At 67.2% G+C, this 25,317-nt stretch carries 24 protein-coding genes; 8 read left to right on the top strand and 16 right to left on the bottom strand.

Going from position 1 to position 25,317, the window contains the following annotated elements:
- Nucleotides 1-100: 100 nt before the first annotated feature.
- The 3 genes from AC5QAH_RS09200 to AC5QAH_RS09210 all read left to right on the top strand — a co-directional run bounded on the left by AC5QAH_RS09200 (nucleotide 101) and on the right by AC5QAH_RS09210 (nucleotide 5,449).
- Entirely contained in the window at nucleotides 101-829 is a 729-nt protein-coding gene (locus AC5QAH_RS09200) for a response regulator (RefSeq protein ID WP_005408779.1), read from the top strand.
- A 6-nt stretch (nucleotides 830-835) separates the two neighbouring features.
- Complete coding sequence (locus AC5QAH_RS09205; RefSeq protein ID WP_010486233.1) at nucleotides 836-2,245, top strand: ATP-binding protein; 1,410 nt, start codon at nucleotides 836-838, stop codon at nucleotides 2,243-2,245.
- Nucleotides 2,246-2,422: 177 nt separating this feature from the next.
- Nucleotides 2,423-5,449, top strand: coding sequence for a ligand-binding sensor domain-containing diguanylate cyclase (locus AC5QAH_RS09210; protein WP_049411504.1), 3,027 nt, complete (start codon nucleotides 2,423-2,425; stop codon nucleotides 5,447-5,449).
- Between the two features lie 125 nt (nucleotides 5,450-5,574).
- Here the strand turns inward: AC5QAH_RS09210 and rnt are convergent, their stop codons facing one another.
- The 15 genes from rnt to AC5QAH_RS09285 form a co-directional block, all read right to left on the bottom strand.
- On the bottom strand, nucleotides 5,575-6,159 hold the full coding sequence (gene rnt / locus AC5QAH_RS09215; protein WP_005408782.1) for a ribonuclease T: 585 nt from the start codon (nucleotides 6,157-6,159) through the stop codon (nucleotides 5,575-5,577).
- A 185-nt stretch (nucleotides 6,160-6,344) separates the two neighbouring features.
- Nucleotides 6,345-6,866, bottom strand: a complete 522-nt coding sequence (locus tag AC5QAH_RS09220; protein ID WP_019659083.1) for an HvfX family Cu-binding RiPP maturation protein — start codon at nucleotides 6,864-6,866, stop codon at nucleotides 6,345-6,347.
- Between the two features lie 31 nt (nucleotides 6,867-6,897).
- Nucleotides 6,898-7,653, bottom strand: coding sequence for an HvfC family RiPP maturation protein (locus tag AC5QAH_RS09225; RefSeq protein WP_495232271.1), 756 nt, complete (start codon nucleotides 7,651-7,653; stop codon nucleotides 6,898-6,900).
- Nucleotides 7,646-8,521 carry an HvfB family MNIO-type RiPP peptide maturase gene (locus AC5QAH_RS09230; RefSeq protein ID WP_019659081.1) on the bottom strand — a complete coding sequence of 292 codons (876 nt, stop codon included), beginning with the start codon at nucleotides 8,519-8,521 and terminating at the stop codon, nucleotides 7,646-7,648. The genes AC5QAH_RS09225 and AC5QAH_RS09230 overlap by 8 nt, the downstream gene beginning before the upstream one ends.
- Entirely contained in the window at nucleotides 8,508-8,864 is a 357-nt protein-coding gene (locus AC5QAH_RS09235) for an HvfA family oxazolone/thioamide-modified RiPP metallophore (protein WP_019659080.1), read from the bottom strand. The genes AC5QAH_RS09230 and AC5QAH_RS09235 overlap by 14 nt, the downstream gene beginning before the upstream one ends.
- A 259-nt stretch (nucleotides 8,865-9,123) precedes the next feature.
- The gene (gene phoU / locus AC5QAH_RS09240; RefSeq protein WP_014036547.1) at nucleotides 9,124-9,831 is read right to left on the bottom strand and encodes a phosphate signaling complex protein PhoU; all 708 of its coding nucleotides are present in this window, start codon (nucleotides 9,829-9,831) and stop codon (nucleotides 9,124-9,126) included.
- Between the two features lie 65 nt (nucleotides 9,832-9,896).
- Complete coding sequence (pstB, locus tag AC5QAH_RS09245; protein ID WP_005408788.1) at nucleotides 9,897-10,727, bottom strand: phosphate ABC transporter ATP-binding protein PstB; 831 nt, start codon at nucleotides 10,725-10,727, stop codon at nucleotides 9,897-9,899.
- 19 nt (nucleotides 10,728-10,746) lie between these two features.
- On the bottom strand, nucleotides 10,747-11,610 hold the full coding sequence (gene pstA, locus AC5QAH_RS09250; protein WP_010486218.1) for a phosphate ABC transporter permease PstA: 864 nt from the start codon (nucleotides 11,608-11,610) through the stop codon (nucleotides 10,747-10,749).
- On the bottom strand, nucleotides 11,610-12,578 hold the full coding sequence (pstC, locus tag AC5QAH_RS09255; protein ID WP_005412771.1) for a phosphate ABC transporter permease subunit PstC: 969 nt from the start codon (nucleotides 12,576-12,578) through the stop codon (nucleotides 11,610-11,612). Before pstC ends, pstA begins: the two co-directional genes overlap by 1 nt.
- 82 nt (nucleotides 12,579-12,660) lie before the next feature.
- The gene (gene pstS / locus AC5QAH_RS09260; protein WP_049411494.1) at nucleotides 12,661-13,749 is read right to left on the bottom strand and encodes a phosphate ABC transporter substrate-binding protein PstS; all 1,089 of its coding nucleotides are present in this window, start codon (nucleotides 13,747-13,749) and stop codon (nucleotides 12,661-12,663) included.
- Nucleotides 13,750-14,158: 409 nt separating this feature from the next.
- Complete coding sequence (gene pstS, locus AC5QAH_RS09265; protein ID WP_010486211.1) at nucleotides 14,159-15,175, bottom strand: phosphate ABC transporter substrate-binding protein PstS; 1,017 nt, start codon at nucleotides 15,173-15,175, stop codon at nucleotides 14,159-14,161.
- Nucleotides 15,176-15,397: 222 nt separating this feature from the next.
- On the bottom strand, nucleotides 15,398-16,609 hold the full coding sequence (locus AC5QAH_RS09270) for an OprO/OprP family phosphate-selective porin (RefSeq protein WP_010486208.1): 1,212 nt from the start codon (nucleotides 16,607-16,609) through the stop codon (nucleotides 15,398-15,400).
- Between the two features lie 196 nt (nucleotides 16,610-16,805).
- Nucleotides 16,806-17,495 (bottom strand): endonuclease III, encoded by a 690-nt coding sequence (gene nth, locus AC5QAH_RS09275; protein WP_029380075.1) that lies wholly within the window; start codon nucleotides 17,493-17,495, stop codon nucleotides 16,806-16,808.
- Nucleotides 17,495-17,848: a hypothetical protein gene (locus AC5QAH_RS09280; protein ID WP_049411489.1), complete on the bottom strand. Its 354-nt coding sequence runs from the start codon at nucleotides 17,846-17,848 to the stop codon at nucleotides 17,495-17,497. The genes nth and AC5QAH_RS09280 overlap by 1 nt, the downstream gene beginning before the upstream one ends.
- Nucleotides 17,849-17,852: 4 nt before the next feature.
- Nucleotides 17,853-18,635, bottom strand: coding sequence for an enoyl-CoA hydratase/isomerase family protein (locus AC5QAH_RS09285; protein WP_043402633.1), 783 nt, complete (start codon nucleotides 18,633-18,635; stop codon nucleotides 17,853-17,855).
- A gap of 167 nt (nucleotides 18,636-18,802) precedes the next feature.
- On the opposite strand from AC5QAH_RS09285, the gene AC5QAH_RS09290 reads away from it, so the two are divergent.
- The 3 genes from AC5QAH_RS09290 to AC5QAH_RS09300 all read left to right on the top strand — a co-directional run bounded on the left by AC5QAH_RS09290 (nucleotide 18,803) and on the right by AC5QAH_RS09300 (nucleotide 21,384).
- Nucleotides 18,803-19,504, top strand: coding sequence for an FKBP-type peptidyl-prolyl cis-trans isomerase (locus AC5QAH_RS09290; RefSeq protein WP_010486198.1), 702 nt, complete (start codon nucleotides 18,803-18,805; stop codon nucleotides 19,502-19,504).
- Between the two features lie 177 nt (nucleotides 19,505-19,681).
- A complete protein-coding gene (locus AC5QAH_RS09295; RefSeq protein WP_026346919.1) occupies nucleotides 19,682-20,485 on the top strand; it encodes a CoA pyrophosphatase in 804 nt (267 codons plus the stop codon).
- Nucleotides 20,482-21,384 (top strand): sulfurtransferase, encoded by a 903-nt coding sequence (locus AC5QAH_RS09300; RefSeq protein ID WP_019659070.1) that lies wholly within the window; start codon nucleotides 20,482-20,484, stop codon nucleotides 21,382-21,384. Before AC5QAH_RS09295 ends, AC5QAH_RS09300 begins: the two co-directional genes overlap by 4 nt.
- Before the next feature lie 445 nt (nucleotides 21,385-21,829).
- Here AC5QAH_RS09300 and AC5QAH_RS09305 read toward each other — a convergent pair whose 3' ends face one another.
- Entirely contained in the window at nucleotides 21,830-22,396 is a 567-nt protein-coding gene (locus AC5QAH_RS09305) for an N-acetylmuramoyl-L-alanine amidase (protein ID WP_019659069.1), read from the bottom strand.
- Nucleotides 22,397-22,468: 72 nt separating this feature from the next.
- Between AC5QAH_RS09305 and AC5QAH_RS09310 the strand changes: the two genes are divergently transcribed.
- Both AC5QAH_RS09310 and rlmKL read left to right on the top strand, forming a co-directional pair.
- Nucleotides 22,469-22,996, top strand: coding sequence for an alpha/beta hydrolase (locus AC5QAH_RS09310; protein WP_019659068.1), 528 nt, complete (start codon nucleotides 22,469-22,471; stop codon nucleotides 22,994-22,996).
- A 145-nt stretch (nucleotides 22,997-23,141) separates the two neighbouring features.
- Nucleotides 23,142-25,280: a bifunctional 23S rRNA (guanine(2069)-N(7))-methyltransferase RlmK/23S rRNA (guanine(2445)-N(2))-methyltransferase RlmL gene (gene rlmKL / locus AC5QAH_RS09315; RefSeq protein ID WP_019659067.1), complete on the top strand. Its 2,139-nt coding sequence runs from the start codon at nucleotides 23,142-23,144 to the stop codon at nucleotides 25,278-25,280.
- The last annotated feature ends 37 nt before the right edge of the window (nucleotides 25,281-25,317 follow it).

Below are 25,317 nucleotides of genomic sequence, written 5' to 3' on the forward strand. Positions count from 1 at the left end.
CGGTGAATACGCGTAACCACAGGTATCCCGCCCACGGGTGGATACACTGGTACGCATTGCCCCGGATGCGGTTCAGCTGCCGACACGGGATGATCGCGACATGGAGACTGAAAACACGATGCACCGACTGCTGATCGTCGACGACGACAACGACATCCGCACCCTGCTGGCCGAACAGCTCGGCCGTGCCGGCTACCAGGTGAGCACGGCTGCCGACGGCACCGCCATGCGCCAGTTGCTGGACCGCGAGCACGTGGACCTGATCGTGCTCGACCTCAACCTGCCGCGTGAGGATGGCCTGACCCTGTGCCGCGACCTGCGCGCACGCTCGAACACGCCGGTGATCATGCTGACCGCACGCGCCGAGCCGATCGATCGCGTGCTGGGCCTGGAAATGGGCGCCGACGACTATCTTGCCAAGCCGTTCGAACCGCGCGAGCTGCTGGCGCGCATCCGCAACGTGCTGCGCCGGACCGAGGCGCTGCCAGCCAACCTGGAGCCGCTGGCGGTGCGCCGTGCGCGCTTCTCGCGGTGGGTGTTCGATCTGGAGCATCGCCACCTGGTGGACCCGGACGATCGCGTGGTGGTGCTGTCCGGCGCCGAGTTCCGCCTGCTGCGGGTGTTCATCGCCCATGCCAACAAGGTGCTGTCGCGCGAGCAGCTGGTCGCGCTCAGCAGTGGCCGCAACTACGAGGCACAGGATCGCGCGATCGACCTGCAGGTCAGCCGCCTGCGCAACAAGCTGGGCGACGATGGTGGCCCGGACGGGCTGATCAAGACCGTACGCAACGAAGGCTATGTACTGGCCTCCTCGGTGAACCTGGAATAAGCCGCGATGAAGCGCCTGCGCCATTTCCTGTCCTCGATGGTCGGGCGGTTGTTCGTGATCCTGCTGCTGGGCATGAGCGTGGCCGCGATCGGCGCGACCATGCTGGCCACCTCCAAGCGCCAGCAGGAGTTCGAGCGGCAGAACCTGAACCGCATCGCCGACCGCCTGCAGGGCTACGTCAACCTGCTCGACGGCAATCCCGAGCTGCGTGAGCGCCTGCTCGAAATCGGTGGGCCGAGCGTCCGCGCGCTGCAACCCGGCGCGCGCCTGGGCCGGGCCGACACGGCGTTGATGGAAGTCCTGGATGACCGGCCGGGGCCGGTCGCTCGCGCGCATGTGCACTTCGCTTCGTTCCGCTCCTGCATTCCCAAGCTGCAGGACCTGTTGCCGCCGCCGCCGCCCGGGCATCGCAAGCACCCGCGCGAGCGTGATCCGGCATTCATCCCGCCCAAGTGCCGTGCGGTCGACGTGACCCTCAACGACGGCACGTTGCTGAAGCTGGCGCTGGATTCGCCGGCGGTGGCGCACAACGGCATCCTCGCCGTTGATCCGTGGTTCCTGACGCTGCTGGTGCTGGCGATCGCGGTGCTGGCCTACATCGTCGCGCGCATCGCCAGCGCGCCGTTGCAGGAGCTGGCGGCCGCCGCCGAAGACCTGGGCGACGACCTGCAGCGCGATCCCCTGCCGCTGCGCGGGCCGCGCGAGGTGCAGCGTGCTGCCGAAGCCTTCAATGCCATGCAGCATCGCCTGCAGCGGCACCTGGCTGAGCGCACGCAGATGCTGGCGGCGATCACCCATGACCTGCAGACCCCGCTGACCCGCCTGCGCCTGCGCCTGGAGAACGTCAGCGACGAGGTACTGCGCGAGCGCCTGATCGGCGATCTGGCCGCGATGCAGGCGTTGGTGCGCGAAGGCCTGGAGCTGGCGCGCAGCGCTGAGAGCGCCGAGCAGCGTGCCGCACTGGACCTGGATTCGCTGCTGGAGAGCATCGTTGAAGACACCGCCGAGGGTGGCGGTGATGTCGTCTTCGAAGGGGGCAGCGGTGCGGTGTTGATGTTGCGTCCGCTGGCCATGCACCGGCTGTTTTCCAACCTGGTGGACAACGCGGTGATGTACGCCTACCGGGTGAGGGTACGGGTCGAGCGCAGTGGCGGCGCGATCACCGTGGTGGTGGCCGACGACGGCCCCGGCCTGGCCGAAGATCAACTGGAAGCCGTGTTCGACCCGTTCGTGCGGGTGGAGACCTCGCGTTCGCGCGAAACCGGCGGCGCCGGTCTGGGCTTGACCATCGCCCGCGCTCTGGCCGAGAAGGATGGCGCGAGGCTGTGGCTGCGCAACCGCGCCGAAGGCGGGCTGGAGGCGGTAGTGCAGTGGCCGGCCAGTGCACAGGTAACGCCGCCGGGGCGCGCGGGCTGAGTCTTCGCGGCTGGCGATGGTGACGCCGTGGGCCGGGTTTGGCCTATCATCTGCGCATCTTCCCAGTTTCCCCCCGATGAGCCAGCCCGTTCCCGCCGGCATGCCGTTCAGCGCTGCCTGGCAGCTCCCGCATGCTGCCAGGCCCGGCAGCCCTGCCTGGCCGCCGCCGCTGCACTGATGGCCGGACAGGGGGACATCGGGCGCTGGGCGGAGCGCTGCGGATCAGGTATCGGTCGATGGCTGCGACAGGGCCTGCTGTGGCTGCTGCTGGCCCTGTCACTGCCGGTGGCTGCGCAGGAGGGGGCACCGCCGCTGCGCGATTACGCCATCGATGTATGGACGTCGCGCAACGGCCTGCCACACAACTCGCTGCGCGACATCGCGCAGACCCCCGAAGGCCACCTGTGGTTCGCCACCTGGGAAGGCCTGGTGCGATACAACGGCCTCGATTTCACCGTGTTCGACCGCAGCACCCGCCCGGGCCTGCGCGACAACGGCATCGGTGCGCTGTTCGTCGACCGTCAGGGCGGGCTGTGGATCAGTGATTCGCGCGGCAACGTCAGCCACCGCGGTAACGATGGCCAGTGGCGGGTCTGGGAGCACCAGGCCGATACCCCGCAGGTACTGATCCAGTCCATGCAGATGGACAGCCAGGGCCGCCTGTGGCTGCTCTATGAAGGCAAGGGCATCGGCTATCTGACGCCGGACACCGGCATCGTCTACCAAGCGCCGGCCGCCGACCTGCCGATGGCGATGAGCTTCACCAAGCTGGTGGTCGATGCGCAGGACCGGGTCTGGGCCGGTACGTTGGACGGGCTGGTGCTGCGCGACAACGACGGCGTGCTCAAGCGGGCGCCCGCGGCGTGGGGGCTGGGCGCCGGCAGTGGCCTGTCGTGGCCGTACCGCGCTCCGGACGGCGCGCTGTGGATCGTCGCCGGCGAGCGCCTGTACCGCGTGGAAGATGATCAGCTGGTGCTGATGCACCGCCTGCCGGGCCAGCTGCACCTGACCTCGATGCTGCAGGACCGCCATGGAGACCTGTGGCTGGGCACCGAGAACCAGGGCCTGCTACGGATCTCCTCGCATGGACTGGAGCGGCTGCCGGCGGGCCTGAACCTGCCGGGTGGACGCGTGGTCAGCCTGCGCGAGGATGCCGAGGGCAGCATCTGGGTCGGTGCCAACGGCGGCCTGTACCGCCTGCGCGAAACGCTGTTCAGCAGCTACACCGAGCGCGATGGCCTCAGTGGTGATTATGTGCGCACCGTGTTCGAGGACCGCGACCGCCAGCTGTGGGTCGGCAGTGCCAGCGGCCTCGATCTGCAGACCGCCGATGGCCGCTTCCGTGCGATGCCGCTGCACAACCGCGGCGGCAAGGCACCTTCGGTGCTCAGCCTGGCGCAGGGCCCGGACGGTGACCTGTGGGTCGGAACGTTCGGCGATGGCGTCTACCGTCTTGGTCGTGACGGCCGGCTGCGGCACAACTATGCCGCCGCCGATGGCATGCCGGGTGGCAACATCCGCGCGATCAGCGTGGACCCGCAGGGTGTGGTCTGGGCCGGCACGCAGAAGGGCGTGGTCCGCATCGACGGTGACCGTGTGCAGGTATCGAACGTCCCGGCCATGCCCGGCGGCCTGATCACCGCACTTGAGCACGATCATCAGGGCAACCTGTGGATCGGCACCATCGAGGGAATCCGCGTGCTGCGCGGCGACCACGTGCAGTCGATCGACCTGGCGCCGCTGGGCGGTGGCCGCAGCGTGTTCGGCTTCCATCAGTTGGGCGACGCGATGTGGATCAGCAGCGACCGCGGCCTGTACCGCTGGCGGAACGGCACGCTGGCGCGGGTGGGGCTGGAGCAGGGCATGCCGGTGGATGCGGTGTTCCAGCTGGTGCCGGATCGCCTTGGCAATGTGTGGATCAGCAGCAACCGCGGTGTACTGCGCACCGACATGGCCACCCTCAACGCCGTGGCCGATGGCCGCGCACCCCGGGTGATGGTGGAGCGCTACAACGAGATCGACGGCATGGCCAATGCGCAGGCCAACGGCAGCTCCGGGCCATCGGCGATCCTGCGCCAGGACGGCACGTTCTGGGTGGTCACCGCCGGTGGCCTGAGCACCGTCGACCCGCAGCGCCTGCAGCGTTTCCGTGAGCGCCTTTCACCGCCGGCAGCGATTGAAAGCGTGCAGGTGGATGGCGCACCGGTGCATTGGGAGGGCCCGGACCGCAACTACATTCCCGGCGGCCGTCGCTTGACGGTGAGCTATGTCGGCCTGAGCTACCTGATGTCTGACCGGATCCGCTACCGCACGCGGCTGGATGGCCTGGATGCGGGGTGGGTCGAACGCGGCCCGCAGCGCAGCGTGGAGTTCGTCGGCCTGCCGCCGGGCGATTACACCCTGCACGTGGCCGCTGCCCATCCGAGTGGCAGCTGGGGCCAGCAGGAAGCGGTATGGAGCTTCACCGTGGAGCCGTTCTGGTGGCAGCGACGCAGCGTGCAGGGGTTGGGTGGACTGTTGCTGCTGGCCGGGCTGGTGGCGCTGTACCGCCTGCTGCTGCAGCAGCTGAAGGCCAGCAACCTGCGCCTGGCGCGGCGGGTGGACGAGGCCACCTTCGACCTGCAGGCGAAGACCGTGCACCTGCAGGCGCTGAACCAGGAAAAGACCGAACTGGCCGAGCGCCTGGCACGCCAGGCCGAGGCCTTCGAACGGCAGGCCCGCGAAGATGCGCTGACCGGCCTGGCCAACCGCCGTGCCTTCGATGAAACGCTGGCCCGCGACTTTGCGCGTTCGCAGCGCAGTGGTCATCCGCTGTGCCTGGTGGTGCTGGATATCGACCACTTCAAGGACGTCAACGACCGCCACAGCCACAGCATCGGCGATGCCGTGCTGGTGCAGGTGGCGCGGCTGATCGCCGCCGCCAGCCGCGACTCGGACCTGCCCGCGCGGACTGGTGGCGAAGAGTTCGCGCTGCTGCTCAACGACACCCGCCTGGAGGAAGCCGCACAGCTGTGCGCACGCCTGCGCGGCCTGTTCCATGACCACCCCGACTGGGCCGGTGTGGACGGCCTGCGCGTGACCTTCAGCGCGGGGCTGGTGGAGCTGGACGCCGACGACCGCACCCCGGCGCTGCTGTACCAGCGCGCAGACCGCGCGCTGTACCGCGCCAAGAGCGACGGCCGCGATCGCACGAGCATTGGTTGATCGCATCCACGCATGGCGTGGATATGCCTCTATCGATCGGTAGAGTCGAGCCATGCTCGACTACAGCGCGACAGCGCGGAAAAAGGCGCAGCCGAGCATGGCTCGGCTCTACAGAAAGCGCTGCCTTAGCGCGGCCAGGCGTTGGCGATGGTGCAGAACAACCGCGCGGTCTGCTCGGTGTCATACACCGCGCTGTGCGCCTCGTTGGCGTCCCAGCCCAGCCCGGCGGCCGTGGCGGCGCGCGCCAGCACGGTCTGCCCGTAGGCGATGCCGGCCAGGGTGACCGTGTCGAACACGCTGAACGGATGGAACGGGTTGCGCTTGTGACCGGTGCGGGCCACGGCGGCGTTGACGAAGCCAAGGTCGAAATGGGCGTTGTGGCCGACCAGGATCGCGCGCTGGCAGCCGTATTTCTTCATTGCTGCGCGCACCGGGGTGAAGATGTGGTCCAGTGCGGCCTTTTCTTCCTTGGCCAGCCGGAACGGATGGTCGAGGATGATGCCGGTCACTTCCAGCGACTTCGGGTCGATCTCCAGGCCTTCGGCCGGCACTACATGGGCGCTGGCGGTCTGGCCCGGGTACAGCAGGCCGTTCTCGTCCATCTCGATCGGCACTGCGGCTATTTCCAGCAGCGCGTTGCGCTGGCTGTCGAAGCCGCCGGTTTCCACATCCACCACCACCGGCAGGAAACCGCGGAAGCGTTGTGACATCGCGCGCTGCGCCTGGGATACTGCGGAATCGGGAGCGGCGGCAGGTGCGGGAATGGGGTCGGTCATGCGTGAATTCTAGCAGAGCGACCCTGAGCGCCCGGCCACGCAGCCCATGCCCGCCACCGTGGCAGAACCCGGTAGGTGCCAGCCTTGGTTGGCACGCGATGCGCCGACCAAGGTCGGATCTACCGGACTGCGGGACGTGCCGTCGTACCCGACGGATGCCACCGCCACAGCAACGCATCCACGCTCAGCCTGCCTGCGCCGGTGAAGACCAGCGGCAGCAGCATCGCCATGAACAGCACCGGCAGCTTGAAGTTGCCGTAGCCCTGGTCGCTGATCGCATACCCCATCGCGAGGTCGCCCAGCGAGTTCCATTGCATCGGCCAGTGCACGGCGTAGGTGGCCACCACGGTCAGCACCAGCAGGCTGGCAGCGGCAAAACGGGTACCAAAACCGAACAGCAGGCAGGCTGCGCCGAGCAGTTCAAACCAGGTGGCCAGTTGCCAGTTCAGGGCAGCGGGCAGCTGGTTGAACGGAAACGGGAAGGCGTCCTGCAGATCGGCGAACCAGTTCTGGCCTTGCAGTTTCTCGCGGCCGGATTCGAAGTATTCCCAGGCCAGCAGCAGCCGCAGGCCGAGCGGGGCCAACCAGGGGGCGAGACGGTCCAGCTGGCCACGCGCGGTGGCCAGGGGCGGAAGCTTCATCGGTGCATCTCCGGGTCGGGGAAGGGAGGTGTCAGGCAGGTGCGGTCAAAGGGCCGATCACGCCGGCCCGCAGGAACTGCTGCAGCAGCGCGGCACCGGGTTCGGCCAGCGCTTGTTCGGCCAGGCCATGCGCGTCGGCCAGTTGCTTCAGATAGGCATGTCCATCGAGGCCGGGCTGCTCCCCGATGCTGGACAGCAGGTACACCGCCAGCGGGCTGAGTACGGCGAAGCGCACCTCGCCATCGGCCTCGCGACGCACCAGCAGGCCGGTCGGCTCGGCCGGCAACTGGGTAGGTGCGTCCTCGGCGCCGAGGCGGTGCACCGGCCATTGGTACAGCAGCGGCCACGCCAGCGGTGAGCGCTGCAGCGGCACCCGCAGCGGGTCGATGTCCGCTACGACCGGCAGCGGTTCGGCGTCCAGTTGGTACAGCGCGGTTTCCACCCACTCGTAGTGGGCCAGTTCGGCCAGCGCAGGGTGTGGCAGCTGCGGCTGTGCCTGCAGCCACTGCACGAATTCGGCGGCCAGTTCGGTGAACAGCGGCGTCTGGCAGCGATGGGTTGCGAAGTAGTGGCGCACCAGTCCGCTCCAGGCTGATACGCCGAGCAGGCGCACGCAGACCGGAAAGCCGTTGCTCAACAGGCCGAGCAGGTTGTTGAACAGCAGCCGCTGGTAGACCGCGACGCGCAGTGGCTCCAGCCCGCCCGGTGGCGGCACGCCCTGGGGATCTCGCAGATAGGCGGTGAATGCGTGCTGCTGCGCACGCAGCGTGGCGGGGGTATCAGCCATATGCCGCCTCCGCGTGCACGGCCTGCAGACGGCGGATGGTCTGCAGTTCGCCGCGCAGTTCGGCATAGGGCGGGAAATTGAAATCGCGTTCGAGCAGGGTGGGGCGAGCGCCGATGCGCGCATAGGTGCGTGCCAGCAGCTCCCAGACCGGGTCGATCACCGCGCTGCCATGGGTATCGATCTTCAGGTCCGGTGCCTCGTCCAGATGCCCGGCCACGTGCAGGCAGACGATGCGGTCTGCGGGCAGGCCAGCGATGAACGCGTCGGCGTCGTAACCATGGTTGCAGGCGTTGACGTAGACGTTGTTGACGTCCAGCAGCAGGTCGCAGTCGGCTTCGGCAAGCACGGCGTTGGTGAAGGCCAGTTCGTCCATCGCCGGTTCCGGTGCCAGGTAGTAGGACACGTTTTCCACCGCGATGCGGCGACCCAGCACGTTCTGCACGCGGGCGATGCGTGCGGCGGTATGGCGCACCGCTTCATCGGTGAAGGGGATCGGCAGCAGGTCGTACAGGTGGCCGTCGTCGCTGCAGTAGCTCAGGTGTTCGCTGTACAGCGGCACGCGGTGTTTTTCCAGGAACTGGCCAACCTGCTCCAACAGCTGCGTATCCAGTGGCGCAGTGCCGCCCAGCGACAGGGACAGGCCGTGGCAGCTCAGCGGATGGCGCTGTGCCAGCTCGGCCAGTGCGTCACCGGCGGGGCCGCCGACATGGATCCAGTTCTCCGGCGCGCATTCGAGGAAATCGAAATCGCCAGCCGGTGCATCGCGCAGCTCCTGCAACAGCGCCCGGCGCAGCCCCAACCCGACGGCCGCCGCACGAAGCGGCGACCGCAGGTTGGCGATGCTGGCGCGGACCTCAGTGCTTGCCACCGCACTTGCCTTCGCCACACTTGCCTTCGGCGGCCTTCTTGTCGCCGGCCTGAGCCTTGGCGCCTGCTGCCGCACCGGCAGCCTTGCCCTTGTCGGCGCCGCACTTGCCTTCGGCGGACTTGCCATCTGCGCCACACTTGCCTTCGGCATGCTTGGCGGCCTCTGCGGAGGTCTTGGCGTCGGCGCCCTTGGCATCGGTGCTGGCCTTGGCAGCCTGGCCAGCCACCAGATAGCCCTGGGCCAGGTCGCTCATGCTCAGCGCCGAGGCATTGGCGGTGATGCCAAGGCCGGCGGCCAGGGCGGTAGCAGTCAGCAGGGACAGGGTCTTGTTGGAACTGCTCATCGGTCGTGCTCCTGGGTGGTGTGGGCGGGTGCCCGGGTGGCCGGCAGGGATGCCGGTGGAAACGATGGTGCAGCGATCCTACTCAACGAATCCTCGCCAAGACCTCAAATTTTCGTGAGGTTTGTTACAGAAGGGGAACACGGTTCCCGGTGGATCCACGCCATGCGTGGATGAATCGCCGGAACGCCCAGAAACAAGAAGGCCGCTGTCACCAGGACAGCGGCCACCTTGGAGTCGACTCCGGTGTTGCAGTGCAGCGTCAGGGCTGGCCGGTGCTGGAGGTCTCGTCGCGCTTCTCGCGCGGCGGCAGCGGCTGCTCCCCGTGCACCAGGAACCATACGTTCTCGGCGATGTTGGTGGCGTGGTCGCCCACGCGCTCCAGGTTCTTGGCCATGAACAGCAGGTGCGTGCACGGGGTGATGTTGCGCGGGTCTTCCATCATGTAGGTCAGCAGCTCGCGGAACAGCGCGGTGTACTGCGCGTCCAGGCGGGCGTCGTCCTCGCGCAGTTCCAGTGCGGCGTCGGCGTCGTTGTCGCGGTAGGCGGCAATGGCGCGGCGCACCTGCTGCGCGGCCAGGCGGCCCAGTGCGCGCAGGCCCTGGATCTGCGGCAGCGGCGGCACCTTGCCCAGGGCGATGGAACGCTTTGCGACGTTGGCGGCGTAATCGCCAATGCGCTCGATGTCGGCCGGAATGCGCAGGCCGGCGAGGATCTCGCGCAGGTCGCGCGCCATCGGGCCACGCAGCGCTAGGCGCATCACGTCGTGGCTGATCTGCTGCTCAAGCGCATCGATCGCTTCGTCGTTGGCGATGATGCGATGGGCGGCGTTCTCGTCGCGCTTCTCGATCACGTCCATCGCCGCTTCGAGCTGGGCGACGGCCATCTCGCCCATGCGCACGATTTCGGCCACCAGGCGCTGCTGCTCTTCGTCGTAGCTCTTGACGATGTGGTCGTTGGGAAGATTCATGGTCTGCAATCCGGGTAGAGCCAGGCCATGCCTGGCTGGAACATGTGGCGAAGGAACAGCGTCGATCAGCCGAAGCGACCGGTGATGTAGTCCTCGGTCTGCCGCTGCGACGGCTGCGAGAAGATCACTTCGGTGCGGTCGTGCTCGATCAGGTCGCCCAGGTACATGAAGGCGGTGTAGTCGGATACGCGCGCGGCCTGCTGCATGTTGTGGGTGACGATCACGATCGTGTACTCGTGCTTGAGCTCTTCCACCAGCTGCTCGATGCGGCTGGTCGAGATCGGATCCAGCGCCGAGGTCGGCTCGTCCAGCAGCAGCACCGACGGGCGCAGGGCCACGGCACGGGCGATGCACAGACGCTGCTGCTGGCCACCGGACAGGCCCAGCGCGCTCTGCCCCAGCTTGTCCTTCACTTCGTCCCACAGCGCGCCCTGGCGCAGCGCCTGCTCGACACGGTCGGCCATGTCGGCCTTGCTCAGCTTCTCGTGGTGGCGGATGCCGTAGGCCACGTTCTCGAAGATGGTCATCGGGAACGGCACCGGCTTCTGGAACACCATGCCGACCTTGCTGCGCAGGCGGTTCATCGGGTACTTCGGCGACAGGATGTTCTCGCCGTCCAGCAGCACTTCACCGCGCGCTTCCAGCTTCGGGTACAGCGCGTAGATGCGGTTGAAGATGCGCAGCAGGGTCGACTTGCCGCAACCGGAGGGACCGATCAGCGCGGTTACGCGCTTTTCCGGAATCTCCAGGTTGATGCCCTTCAGGGCGTGGAACTTGTCGTAGTAGAAGTCCAGTCCACGCGCAGCCAGCTTCACCGGCGACGGCGTGTGCAGGCTCTCGTGCGAGGACGGCACGGCGATGCGCTGCATCGGCACGGCGTTGGAAAGGTCGTTCATGGCGTTATCCACGGAAAGGTCAGTCATGGGAGATACGGTTGCGCAGCAGGATGCCGCGGGCGGCAAGGCTGACCAGCAACACGAAGACAGTCAGCACCAGGGCACCGGCCCAGGCCAGCACCTGCCAGGATTCATACGGGCTGCCGGCGAACTGGTTCATCACCACCGGCACCGAGGCCATCGGCTGGAAGATGTTGTTGTTCCAGTACTGGTTGCCGAAGGCAGTGAACAGCAGCGGCGCGGTCTCGCCGGAAATGCGGGCCAGCGCCAGCAGGATGCCGGTGATGATGCCGGCCGATGCACTGCGGTACAGCACCTGCACGATCACCTTCCACTGCGGGATACCCAGCGACAGGGCCGCCTCACGCATCTGCGAGGGCACCAGGCGCAGCATCTCGTCGGTGGTACGCACCACCACCGGCAGCACGATGAAGGCCAGTGACAGGGCACCGGCGAACGCCGAGAAGTTGCCGCCGGTCTGCATCACGTACAGGGTGTAGACGAACAGGCCGAGCACGATCGATGGCGCCGACAGCAGGATGTCGTTGACGAAGCGGACCACGGTGCCGGCTTTGCGGGCGTTGCCGTACTCGGCCAGCCAGGTGCCGGCCAACACGCCCAGCGGGGTGCCGATGCCGATCGCCATCGCGCACATCACCGCGCTGCCGAAGAAGGCGTTGGCGAGGCCGCCTTCCTGCATCGGCGGCGGCGTCATCTTGGTGAACAGATCCCAGTTGATGCCAGCCATGCCCTTGGAGGCCAGAGTGAACAGGATCCAGCCCAGGAAGAACAGGCCGAACAGGGCGGTGGCGCAGGAGGCAGTGATCGCAACGACGTTGCCGATGCGACGGCGCAGGTACAGCGAATCAGCGGTGGTGGACATCAGTTGCCCTCCTTGCGGGACAGGCGCATCAGCATCAGTCGGGCAATGGCCAGCACCACGAAGGTGACGATGAAGAGGACGAAGCCGAGCAGCAGCAGGGCCGAGCGGTAGGTTTCAGTGGCTTCGCCGAAATCGTTGGCGATCAGCGCGGCGATGGTGGTGCCCGGTTCCAGCAGCGACGGCGACAGGCGCACGCTGTTGCCGATAACGAATGCCACCGCCATCGTCTCGCCCAGAGCGCGGCCGAGGCCGAGGAAGATGCCGCCGATCACCGCCGAGCGGGTGTAGGGCAGGACGATGTCCCAGCTCACTTCCCACTTGGTGGAACCCAGCGCGTAGGCCGATTCCTTCAGGCGGGTCGGCACGGTCAGGAACACTTCGCGCATCACCGAGGAGATGAACGGAATGACCATGATGGCCAGCACGAAACCGGCGGTAAGCATGCCGATGCCCAGCGGCGGGCCCTGGAACATCGGGCCGATGATCGGCCATTCGCCCAGGGTTTCGTTGAGGAACGGGGTGACGTACTCGGTCATCACTGGCACCAGCACGAACAGGCCCCACATGCCGTAGATGATCGAGGGGATGCCGGCCAGCAGTTCGATGGCGGTACCGACCGGGCCACGCAGCCAGCGCGGCGCGACTTCGGTGAGGAAGAAGGCGATGCCGAAGCTGACCGGCACGGCGATGACCATCGCGATGACGGCGGTGACCAGGGTGCCGTAGATCGGGGCGAGGGCGCCGAACTTGTTTTCGACCGGATTCCAGTCGGCGGAGAAGAAGAAGCTCAGGCCCTGCATTTGCAGGGCATGGCGGCCGCCCCACAGCATCGACAGCGCGGCGCAGGCCAGGGCGATCAGGACGAAGATGACGGTGCCGACCAGCACCCATCGGAACAGTTTGTCGTTGCGGGCATCACGCGCATCGCGCGTGGACGGGGCGGCTACAGGCTGGGCGATGGCATTCATGGGGACGGCAGGGCCAGGAAGGGGCGGGGCGGCATGGCGTGGAAGAAGCGGTGCCCGCGCGGGGCGGGCACCGTCGGGTCCATCACTTCAGGTCGGTCGCCCAGTAGGCCTCGATCTGCTTGACCAGTTCGGCCGGCAGCGGCACGTAGTGCAGCTCGTTGGCCTGGGCCTGGCCGTTCTCGAAGGCCCACTTGAAGAAGGCCAGGGTGTCCTGGTTGCGCTTGGCGTCCTTCGGCTTCTTCTGCATCAGCATGAAGTTGGTGGCGGTGATCGGCCACGCCTGCTCGCCCGGTGCGTTGGTGATGACCAGGTTGAAGTCCTTGGCGCTGGCCCAGTCGGCGCTCGCGGCCGCTGCGGCAAAGGTTTCCGCGCTCGGCTCGACCCAGTTTCCGGCCGCGTTCTGCATGGCGGTGTACGGCATGCCGTTCTGCAGCGCGTAGGCCAGTTCGACGTAGCCGATCGAGCCCTTGATCTGCTTCACGTAGGAAGCAACGCCTTCGTTGCCCTTGCCACCGACGCCGTCCGGCCACTGCACCGAGGTGCCCTCGCCAACCTTGCTCTTCCACTCCGGGCTGACCTTGGACAGGTAGTTGGAGAAGTTGAAGGTGGTACCCGAACCGTCCGAACGATGGACCAGGGTGATCTTGCCGTCCGGCAGCTTCACGCCCGGGTTGGCGGCGACGATGGCCGGGTCGTTCCAGGTCTTGACCTTGCCCAGGAAGATGTCGGCAAGCAGGGCGCCGCTCAGGCGCAGCTTGCCGGCTTCCAGGCCTTCGATGTTGACCACCGGCACCACGCCGCCGATGGCGGACGGGAACTGCGCAAGGCCGGCCTGGGCCAGCTCTTCGCTGCTCAGCGGCTTGTCGGAGGAACCGAAGTCGACGGTGCCGGCCTTGATCTGGGCGATACCGCCGCCCGAGCCGATCGACTGGTAGTTGATCTTGGCACCGGTGCTGGCGTTGTAGTCAGCCGACCACTTGGAGACCAGCGGGAAGATGAAGGAAGCGCCGGCACCGGACACTTCGGCGGTCACCTTGGCACCGGCAGCGGCCGGGGCCGCGGCACCGTCGGCAGCCGGCTGCTGCGCGGCCTGCTTGTCGCCACCGCAGGCCGACAGGCCCAGGGCGATGGCCAGGGAAAGGGCGGCAAGGCCGGCCGAGTGCAGTTTCATGGTCACTCCATAGCGGGGTAGAGCCGACGACGTCGGCGGATGCGGCTATGAAATGATGTTTTTGTTACAGCCGTATTACGACCATGACAGAGGTGTCCTGGATCACGTTCTGACAAGGGTTTCACGGGGTTGGCCGGCCCTTGGCAGGAGCCCTGAGACCCCGGATCTGCGCATCGATATGACGGCCTGGGCGCTGGGTAGAGTCGAGCCATACTCGACTGCTCCCTGTCCTCGGTAGCTGCGGACCGTTGGTCTGCACGCTCCAGCACCCAACCGAGCATGGGCTCTGCTACAGAGCCTGGTGCACCCCAAAAACAAGAAGAGCGCGAGATCTCGAGGATCTCGCGCCCGGGTTGGGATCGGCGGGGGAGAGAGGACCCGCCGATCCCGTTCCTGCGGGGGAACGCGCTTACTTCAGGTTCTGGGTCCAGTAGGTTTCGATCTGGCGGACCAGGCTGTCCGGCAGCGGCACGTAGTCCAGTTGGCGGGCCTGGGCATCGCCGTTCTTGTAGACCCAGCGGAAGAACTCCTGGGTGGCCTTGCCATTGGCAGCATTCTTCGGCGTCTTCTGCACCAGGATGAAGTTGGTGGCGGTGATCGGCCAGGATTCAGCGCCCGGCGCATTGGTCATGACCAGGTAGAAATCCTTGGCGTTGGCCCAGTCGGCGCTGGCGGCGGCAGCGGCGAACGACGCATCGCTCGGCTGCACGAACTTGCCGGCGGCATTCTTCATCGCGGTGTACGACAGCTTGTTCTGTAGCGCGTAGGACAGTTCGACATAGCCGATGCCGCCCTTGATCTGCTTCACGTACGCTGCAACGCCTTCGTTGCCCTTGCCACCGATGCCGGCCGGCCACTGCACCGAGGTGCCTTCACCGACCGAGCTCTTCCACTCCGGGCTGACCTTGGACAGGTAGTTGACGAAGTTGAAGGTGGTGCCCGAACCGTCCGAACGATGCACGACGGTGATCTTGGCGCTCGGCAGGGTCACGCCCGGATTCAGCGCGGCGATGGCCGGGTCATTCCAGGTCTTGATCTTGCCCAGGAAGATGTTGGCCAGCACGGCGCCGTCCAGCTTCAGCGCGCCCGGGGCGATGCCGGCCACGTTCACCACCGGCACCACGCCACCGATCACCGACGGGAACTGCGCCAGGCCCGAGGCGGCCAGTTCTTCCGGCTTCAGCGGAGCATCGGAGGAGCCGAAATCAACCGTCTTGGCCTTGATCTGGGCGATGCCACCACCGGAGCCGATCGACTGGTAGTTGACCTTGTTGCGGGTCGCAGCGCTGTAGTCGGCCGACCACTTGGACATGACCGGGTAGATGAACGATGCGCCCGCGCCGGTGATGTCGGCGGCGTTGGCGGCGAACACGGACGATGCAGCCAGGATGGCGACAGCGGCGCGCGATTTGAAGGCGTGGATCACGGGGAGACTCCTGGGGTGGTGGTCGAAGGGCGGTTGCCCGACGTTTCGGTGCACATTCCATAACGGTTGCGTGACATGTCCGCGTCTGTCATATGACGCGGACGTGACACGCGTCATGAGGGGTGTCACGTCCGCTGCGCCGGCAGGGCGGCACGGGCACCGCTGCAACGACGAAGGCACGGACGGGGCCGTGCCTTCGCGGTTCAACGCAGGCGGCTGGACTTACCAGAAGAACTGCGCGCGGGCTTCCAGGATGTTGGGATCGTCGTTGACGAAACCGCGCGCCGTGGAGCTGTACTTCTTGCTGTCGACCATCACGTAGTTGAGCATCAGCTTGAAGTTGGAACGCAGGTACCAGTTGGCGCCCACGGTCCAGATGTCCATCTTGCCGCCCAGCACGCCATCGACGATCGGCGGGCGACCAGCGACCGGGTTGGCGGCGAGGTTGCCGTCATTGAGGTCCATGTGGTCGTAGCGCACGCCCAGCTGCCACTGGCCGCCGGCCGGGTTGTTCGGCAGGCCGGTGCCCGGAGTGCCGCCCTTGTAGCTCCAGGTCTCGCCGGTGACGTTCCACACGCCGCTGATGTAGTAGCCGTCGCTGGTGTAGTTGTCGTGGTCGTAGCGCTTGGCCTTGCTGGTGTAGTACTCGGCCTGGGCCTTGAACGGGCCCTGGAAGTACATCGCTTCGGCACCGATGGTGCTGACCCGGTCGGTGTCGGTCAGGTTGCCGCTGTCGATCAGGCGGGCAGTGGCGAGGTCGGCATTCGGACGCGCACGCACGCGCAGGGTGTCGGCGTCGGCGTCGTAGTTGACGTAGCTCAGACCGAAGTGCAGGACCTGGCCCTTTTCATTGATCGGGGCCCAGGTGCCACGCGCGCCGTAGCCGCTGCCGTGGGCCAGGTTGCGGGTCAGCTCGCGTCCGAAGGCGCTGGCGGTCACCGACCAGTTGTCCTGGCCGTAGCTGTACGCGCCACCCAGGCGGCGGGCGATGGCATAGGTATTGGTGACTGCTGCCTTGGAAATGAAATCGTTGTTCTTGGTGCTGGACAGTTCTTCCAGGCTGTTGGGCTGCTTGAACTGGCCCAGCTGCAGGAAGTGGTTGGCGTTGCCCAGCAGCTTGTACTTCACGTTGGTGTCGAGGAACTTATCGGCCTTGGCATCATAGCCGACCACCCATTCCACGTTGCCCGGGCCCTTGCCCTTCAGCACCAGCTCGGCGCGACGCAGTTCGAATTCGCTGTTCTTGCCGTTGCCGGCGTCGCCACCGTTGAGGTCGGTCAGGTCGTTGTCGAACCAGTTGCCGTCGGCCTGGACCAGGCCTTCGAAGGTGATTTCCGAACCGCCGATCACGTCGATGGCGACTTCGGCGTGTGCAGCCGGCACATACAGCGCAGCAGCCACGGCCACCGTCAGGAGTTGGTGATGCAGTTTCATGGAGAGGAGCCTTGCAGGCAGGTTGGAAGATGCGCGCAGGCTAGAAGGTAAAGATTGCGTAAATGTGACAGTTCGCGCGCGGCAGACATCCACCGCAGGCCCCGTCACGGCATGGCCTGCCATTGAAACCGCTTGCGTATGACGCCCGGATTGCGCCCCGGTTGCAGTAGATCCACGCCATGCGTGGATGCTGTCGTCACTCTGCGAGGGTCTTGTCCTTGAACCGGCAGAGGTCGGCGATCACGCAGCCCGGGCAATCCGGCTTGCGCGCCTTGCACACATAACGCCCGTGCAGGATCAGCCAGTGATGCGCGTCGAGCAGGAACTCGGCCGGAATCACCTTCACCAGTTTGTCTTCCACTTCACGCACGTTCCTGCCTGGCGCCAGGCCGGTGCGGTTGGATACGCGGAAGATATGCGTGTCCACCGCCATCACCGGCTCGCCGAATGCAGTGTTGAGCACGACGTTGGCGGTCTTGCGTCCAACGCCTGGCAGCGCTTCCAGTTCATCGCGATCGCGCGGCACTTCACCGCCGTGCTTCTCCAGCAGGATCGCACAGGTGGCGATCACGTTCTTCGCCTTGGCGTTGAACAGGCCGATGGTGGCGATGTACTGCTTCAGCCCGTCCTCGCCGAGTGCGAGGATCTTCGCCGGCGTGTTGGCGACCGGGAACAGACGGCGCGTGGCCTTGTTGACGCCGACGTCGGTGGCCTGCGCGGACAGCGCGACCGCCACCAGCAGCTCGAACGGCGAGCTGTACTCCAGTTCGGTCTTCGGGTGTGGATTGAGTTCGCGCAGGCGGGTGAACATTTCCACCACGTCGGCGCGCGGCATCGTGCCGCCACGCCGCGCCGGGGCGCGTGCGGTCTTCTTCAGGGTGGCCATTACTGCTCCTTGCCGCTGGCGCGGGCCTTGGCCCGGGCGAGGATGGCGGCGGCTGCGGCGGGCAGGGCGGGTTTCATGTCCGGCGCCGGGGCCGGCGTACGGCGTGCATCGCGCTCGGCCTCACGGCGCGCCAGGCGCACCGCGCGCGCGCGGTAGCGTTCGCGTGCGGCCCATGCCGCGTGCAGCTGCTGCTGGGCCTGGTGCAGGCGTTGCGGAAGATCCGGGTGGCCGGGCAGCAGCTGCGCGTCGCCGGCGCGGGCGATGTAGTCCATCAGGCCCGCCTGCAGGGCGCCATCGAGATCGTCTGCCTGGACCCGGGCGAACAGCTGCGCGGGGTTGGGTCGGGATGCCATGGCGTCAGCGGTTCTGGAAGGCCGGCGGACGGCGCTGCAGGAACGCGCTGGTGCCTTCGCGCATGTCCTCGGTGGCGAACAGCAGGCCGAACTGCGCGCTTTCGTACTCCAGCCCTGCCTCCAGGCTGCATTCGCCACCCACGTGCACGGCATCCAGCAGGCCACGCAGGGCCAGCGGCGCCGAGCGCGCCAACTGGCGGGCGACATCCTGCACACGGTTGTCCAGCGCGTCGGCAGGCACCACCTCGTTGACGATGCCCAGTTCCAGCGCACGCGCGGCGTTGATCGGTGCACCCAGCAGGCACAGCTCCAGGGTGGCGGCGCGGCCGCACAGGCGCAGCAGGCGCTGGCTGCCGCCGAAGCCGGGAATCAGGCCCAGATTGATCTCCGGCTGCCCGACCTTGGCCGTATCGGCAGCGATGCGCAGGTGGCAGGCCATGGCCAGCTCCAGCCCGCCGCCCAGGGCGAAGCCGTTCACGCGCGCGATCACCGGCTTGGGCATGCGCTCGATCTGGCGCATCAGGGCCTGGCCGAGCAGGGAGAAATCACGTCCCTGAACCGCACTGAGTGTGTTCATCTCGGCGATGTCGGCCCCGGCCACGAACGCCTTCGGACCGGCACCGGTCAGCACCACCACGCGCACGTCCGGGTCGGCAGCGGCGGCGCTGAACGCTTCGGCCAGCGCCTGCAGGGTCGCGGCATTCAAGGCGTTGAGCTTGTCCGGGCGCTGGACGGTCACGGTGCGGATGGCGCCGTCGTCGGCGACAGCGATCAGGGCATCGGCCACGGGAAAACTCCTGAAACGTTAAAAAAAAGTGAGATTGAACTCCGCCAACGCAGACGGGTCTTAGCCTGCATCGTGAGTAGCGGTTACACGTTGTGCCCGTTATCCTAACCCGTCGCCTCAGGGCGGCGCAGAACGTCCCTGAGTTACCACCCCTGGAGAACTGTTTGATGAAGTTGCGTTCTATCGCGGTCGCCGTCGCGGCCCTGGCCCTGACGGGCAATGCCTTCGCCCAGGACGTCTCGTCCGAAAAGGGCAAGCTGAGCTACTACTTCGGTTACGACTACGGCAACAACCTGGCGGAGCTGACCGGTCGTGGTGAGCAGCTGGACATCAACTCGGTGGTGAAGGGTCTGCAGGACGCCTACGCCAAGAAGCAGCCGGCGATCACCGCCGACCAGCTGAAGCCGGCCGTTGAAGCGTTCCAGAAGCGCGAGCAGGGCCGTGCCCAGGCTGCCAAGGCCGAGTACGAAAAGGCTGCTGCCGAAAACAAGACCAAGAGCGATCAGTTCATCGCGGCGAACAAGGCCAAGGCCGGCGTGCAGTCCCTGCCGAGCGGCGTCCAGTACCGCGTGATCGAAGCCGGCAAGGGCGCCAAGCCGACCCAGGCCAGCACCGTGCAGCTGGAAGTGGCCGGTCCGTTCCCGTACGGCCAGCGCCCGACCGAAGCCCGTCCGGCCCAGCAGATTCCGTCGATCAAGGTCAGCGACGTCGAAATGAAGGCCATGCGCGAGACCCTGCTGCAGATGCCGGCAGGCTCGAAGTGGGAAGTCACCCTGCCGCCGGACCAGGCCTACGGTGCCGACCCGCGCACCCCGTTCCCGCCGAACGTGGCTGTGCAGTTCGAGATCAAGCTGGTCAGCGTCAAGTAAATCGAAGCCGTAAACGAAACGCGCCGGTGATTCCACCGGCGCGTTTTTGTTTGTGCAACCCCTGGCGGTGAAACGCCTGCGCTGCGCGCGAGCGTCGACTGACAGTCGACTCTTCCGTTGGGCCGGGCCACCCGCGCAAATTCAGCCCGATCGCGCTACTGTTGCCGGGTGCAAACAATGGAAGAAACGGCGCGTGTTGTCGCAAGTCCCTGCATCGGAGTGTGCACGCTGGATCCGCACCGGCAATGCACCGGCTGCGCGCGGCATCTCGAAGAAATCGCGCGGTGGTCGTCAATGAACAACGAGGAACGCAGCCGCATCCTGCACCGCGTGCAACCGTTGCGTGCACAATTGCAGCAATCGCTACGCGGATCGCTGGCCGACCTCGAGCGCTTGGTGCGCGCGTTGCATCCTTTGGCCGAACCGCCGGCCGGCGACGGCTGGAACCGCAGCGAGCTGATCGACCTGCTGCCACCGGGGCCGCCTGTGGAGGCGGCGGTGCTGGCCGGCATCGTGCCGCGCGCCAATGGCGCACAGGTGATCCTCACCCGTCGCACCGAAACCCTGCGTACACATGGCGGCCAGGTCGGATTCCCCGGTGGCCGCACCGAACCCGATGACCGCGACGCGCTGGCGGCCGCGCTGCGCGAGAGCCAGGAAGAAATCGCATTGGCGCCCGGCCAGGTGCAGGCGCTGGGGTATCTCGATCCCTTCGTCACCATCACCGGCTACCGGGTCACGCCGGTGGTGGCGGTGGTCGATCCGGAGTTCGTGCCGGTGCCGCAGCCCAGCGAAGTGGCCGAAGTGTTCGAGGTGCCGCTGGACTACCTGATGGCCCCTGACAGCCTGCGCCAGGTCGAAATCAATCATCGCGGCCGCATCCGCCACGTTCTTGAGTATGGCTGGCCCGGTCAGCGCATCTGGGGGGCGACCGCGGCCATCCTCTACAACCTGCGTCGCCGCCTGGAGCAAGTGCAATGAACCCGATCAAGCAGCCGTGGACCACCCTGGTCGATGTCGACACCCTGGCCGCTGCACTGGGCGAAGGCGTACGCGTGGTCGACGCGCGTGCCACCGCCAGTACCGCCGTGCGCGTGGTCGATGCGCGTGCTTCGCTGGCCGACCCGCAGGCTGCGGGCGGCCAGTACCTGGCAGGACACATACCGACTGCGGTGCATGCCGATCTCAACCGTGATCTGTCCGATCTCAGCCGCGTCGGCCATGGTCGCCATCCATTGCCCGACAGCGATGCTTTTGCCGCGAAACTGGGGCAGTGGGGCATCGGCCTCGACACCCAGGTGGTGGTCTACGATGGCAGCGACGGCAGCATGGCCGCCTCGCGCCTGTGGTGGCTGCTGCGCCTGATCGGGCACACCAAGGTAGCTGTGCTCGATGGTGGTATCGCCGCGTGGCAGGCCGCAGGGCATCCTTTGGCGACGGGGCAGGGTGAAGTGACAGCGCTGCCTGCCTACCCGGGCCGCTTCGACACCACCCAGGTCGCCAGCGCCGATGAAATCACCGCGCGCCTGAAACATGCACCGGGCTGGTTGGTCGACGCACGCGCAGGTGAACGCTTCCGCGGCGAAGTGGAGCCGCTGGACCCGGTCGCTGGCCACGTACCCGGCGCGGTCAACCGCCCGTTCGCCCTGAACGTGTTCGACGGCCGCCTGCGCGATGCACAGGAACTGCGCGCCGAACTGCAGGGCGTGATCGGCAACCGCGATCCGCAGCAGGTGGTGCTGATGTGCGGCTCCGGAGTGACCGCCTGCCACCTGCTGCTGGCGATGGAAAGCGCAGGACTGAGCGGTGCGCGCATCTATGCCGATTCCTGGAGCGGCTGGGTGAGCGACAGCAGCCGCCCGGTGGCGACCGGCGCCTGAGCGATCCGAGCAGAAAGCAGTCGAGCGCGGAGCCTCTCCAGAGCCGAGCGGCCGGCTCCACGCGCATGGCGATGCCTTCAAATCATCGGCGCCCGCAGGTCATGGAGCGCGGCTCGACTCTACAAAGGCACCCTCCGATCGATCCGACTCCGTGCCGACCAACGGTCGGCACCCACCAACAGCGGCAGAAATCTGTCGAAGGCGGGGTGGGTCCGGTTGCGGGTGTCCGCGGCATGGATGCCGCGGCCAAGCCCCCAGGGGTGAGGGCGCTTTGCTTGCGAAGCACTGCTTCGCGAGCGCCCGAACGCACAGCCGCCAGCGGCTGGGCCGGCCTGGGGATTTACGGCGTCCCCCGCAACCGGGCCCACCCTGCCATCCCACGGATAGCCTGCTGTTGCCGGCCAGCGGCCGGCACTACCGCAGGTGCAGGGCGCAGCCCTGCCGCTTACCCAACCGGCTGCAGCGGCACCTTCGCCAGCACCCGCGCCCAAGGGAACAACGGGCCCGGGTCGCGTTTGCGTGCCACCCTCAGCGTCGGATCATCGCTGGCCGGCACCTGCTCCAGGTCCAGCTGGTCATGCCCGGCAATCCGCTGCAGCGACGGATAGCGCACCACCAGCACCTGCAGCAGCCGCTCCAGCGCTTTCAGTTGCGCCTCGGTGTAGGCCTCGTCCATCGCCTGGTGACGGCTGTCGAACCAGTGCGGGTAGCGCCCGGTATTGACCAGCTCGATGCCCAGCGTATGCGCGTTCATGCCGCGCACGTGGTGGGCCACGCGTTCGGGCGCAACGTACTGCACCACGCTGCCATCGCGGTCGATGTAGAAGTGCCCGCTGTTGCCGGCACCGCTGTCATACAGCACGCGCTCGCCGTACTCGCGGGCCGTCGCCAGATCGGGCAGCTCGGTGCAGTGGATCACCACCATCTCCAGCGTGGCCGGATCGCGCAGCGGCAGTCGGTCGTGGTAGGGCAGGGGCTGCAGCTGCAGGCCGGGCAGGAGCGGGTTGGGCATCCGGCGATGCTAGCATTGCGGCATGAACCTGCCTTCTCTTTCCTGGTTGGCCCGCGCCCACGGAGCACGCGCATGAGTCGCGGCCACTGCATCCTCTCCCATGGCTTCGAAAGCGGCCCGGAGGCGACCAAGGTCACCGCGCTGGCCGAGGTGGCCCAACGCCTGGGCTGGACCCACGAGCGCCCCGACTACACCGATCTGGACGCGATGAGCGAGGTCAGCCGGGTGGGCGACGTGCCGACCCGCCTGCGCCGTCTGGTTGAACGCGCCGCCATCGCTGCCCGTCAGGGGCCGGTGGTACTGGCCGGCTCCAGCCTGGGCGCCTACATTTCCGCCATCGCCTCGCTGCAGGTGCCGGTAGCCGGCCTGTTCCTGATGGTGCCGCCGACCACCATGGGCCCGATGCCGGCGCTGGACGCCGCTGTGGTGCCGACCACGGTGGTGCAGGCCTGGCATGACGACGTGGTACCGGCTGCCGGCGTGATTGCCTGGGCGCAGGCGCGTTCGGCGCAGTTGCTGCTGGTTGACGATGGCCACCGCCTGGAGCGCCACGTGGAGGCCTCTGCGCAGGCCTTCGAGCGCCTGCTGCGGCAACTGTGAAGCCGGGGCGCACGGCGCGCCTGCCCGCATTGACTACAATGGCAGCCCCGCCGCCCCCGGCGCGGGCCTGCCGGCCGTGCCTACGGCCCTCCTTTCCGACCGGCCCGGCCCCTGTGCCGCGCCCGACCACCTGCGAACCGACCCCGTGAAATTCTTCGTCTCCTGCGCCAAGGGCCTGGAATACCTGCTTGCCGATGAACTGTCGGCCCTGGGCCTTGCCAAGGCCACCGCCACCATTGCCGGCGTCAACGCCGAGGGCGAACTGGCGCAGGCGCTGCGGATCGTGATGTGGTCGCGCTTGGCCAGCCGCGTGCTGTGGCCGATCGCCGAGTTCGACTGCCCGGACGAGCAGGCCCTGTATGACGGCGTGCGTGCGCTGCCGTGGCACGAGCACATCACGCCGGAGATGACCCTGGCGGTGGACGCACACGTGTCCGGTGACAAGATCACCCATGCGCGCTTTGCCGCGCAGCGGATCAAGGACGCCATCGTCGACCGGATGCGTGATGAAGGCCTGGAGCGCCCCTCGGTCAACACCGACCTGCCCGATGTGCGCGTCAACCTGTCGCTGCGCAAGGGCCGTGCTTCGCTGTCGATCGACCTCGGCGGTGGCCCGCTGCATCGCCGTGGCTGGCGCGGTGCCGCCCACGAGGCGCCGCTGAAGGAAAACCTGGCCGCCGCGCTGCTGCTGCGCGCGCAGTGGCCGCGCCTGCACACCGCCGGAGGCGGCCTGCTGGACCCGATGTGTGGCAGCGGCACGCTGCTGATCGAAGGTGCACTGATGGCCGCCGACGTCGCCCCTGGCCTGATGCGGCATGGCAGCCTGCCGCCGAGCCGTTGGCTGGGCTTCGACAAGGCGGCCTGGAAGTCCATCCAGAGCGAAGCACGCGAGCGCGAAGCGGCCGGCCTGGCCGCGCTGAAGCCGGTCATCCATGGCAGCGATATCGACCCGGCCGCGATCCAGGCCGCCCGCGAGAATGCAGAGGTTGCCGGCGTCGCCCACGCGATCCGCTTCACCCGCGCCGATGTCGCCGACCTGGCCGCGCCCGAACAGGAGATCGGAGCGGTGGTCTGTAACCCGCCGTACGACGAACGCCTGGCTGCCGATCCGGCGCTGTACCGCGCGTTGGGCAATGCCCTGCAGAAGGCCGTGCCGCAGTGGCGTGCCAGCCTGCTGTGCGGCAATGACGAGCTGGCCTTCGCCACTGGCCTGCGCGCCAGCAAGAAGTACCAGATGTTCAACGGTGCGCTGGAATGCGCGCTGATCGTCTGCGATCCGATCGCTGTGCCGGGCCGTGATCCGGCACAGCCCCGCGAGCTGAGCGAAGGCGCGCAGATGGTGGCCAACCGCCTGCGCAAGAACCTGAAGAAGTTCAAGAGCTGGCGTGCCCGCGAGGACATCACCTGCTTCCGCGCCTACGACGCCGACCTGCCGGAGTACGCGGCGGCCATCGACGTCTACGAGGAAGAGGGGGGCAGGCGGCGTACCTTCCTGCATGTGCAGGAATATGCGGCACCGGCGGCGATTCCCGAGAACGACGTGCGCCGCCGCCGCAATGAGCTGCTGGCCGCCGCGCGCGAAGTGTTCGGCGTGCCACCGGAACAGGTGTCGATGAAATCGCGCGAGCGCGGCAAGGGCGGCAGCAAGTACGGCCGCTTCGAGCAGCGCGACGAGTTCATCGTGGTGCGAGAGAACAACGCGCTGCTGCAGGTGAACCTGTTCGATTACCTGGATACCGGCCTGTTCCTCGACCATCGCCCGCTGCGCCGGATGATGGCCGAGCAGGTGCGTGGCAAGCGTTTCCTCAACCTGTTCTGCTACACCGGCGTGGCCAGCGTGCAGGCCGCCGTGGCCGGTGCCGCCAGCACCACCAGCGTCGACCTGTCGGCCACCTACCTTCAGTGGTGCTACGACAACCTTGCGCTGAACGGGCAGGGGGGCAACCAGCACCTGCTGGTCCAGGCCGACGCGATGGCCTGGCTGGAAGGCGACCGCGGCCAGTACGACGTGATCTTCTGTGATCCACCGACTTTCTCCAACTCCGCCCGCGCCGATGATTTCGACGTGCAGCGCGAACAGGTGAAGCTGCTGCGGGCGGCGGTGGCCCGGCTGGCACCGGGTGGCGTGCTGTACTTCTCCAACAACTTCCGCCGCTTCAAGCTGGAAGAGAACGCCATCGCCGAATTCGCCCAGTGCCGCGAGATCACCGCACGCACCATCGGTCCGGATTTCGAGCGCAACGCGCGCATCCACCGCGCATGGGAACTGAAGCGGCTGGGGTAAGCCCGGTAGTGCCGGCCGCTGGCCGGCAACGGTGTCA

This window comes from Stenotrophomonas sp. YJH_SMC_43, from assembly GCF_059372535.1.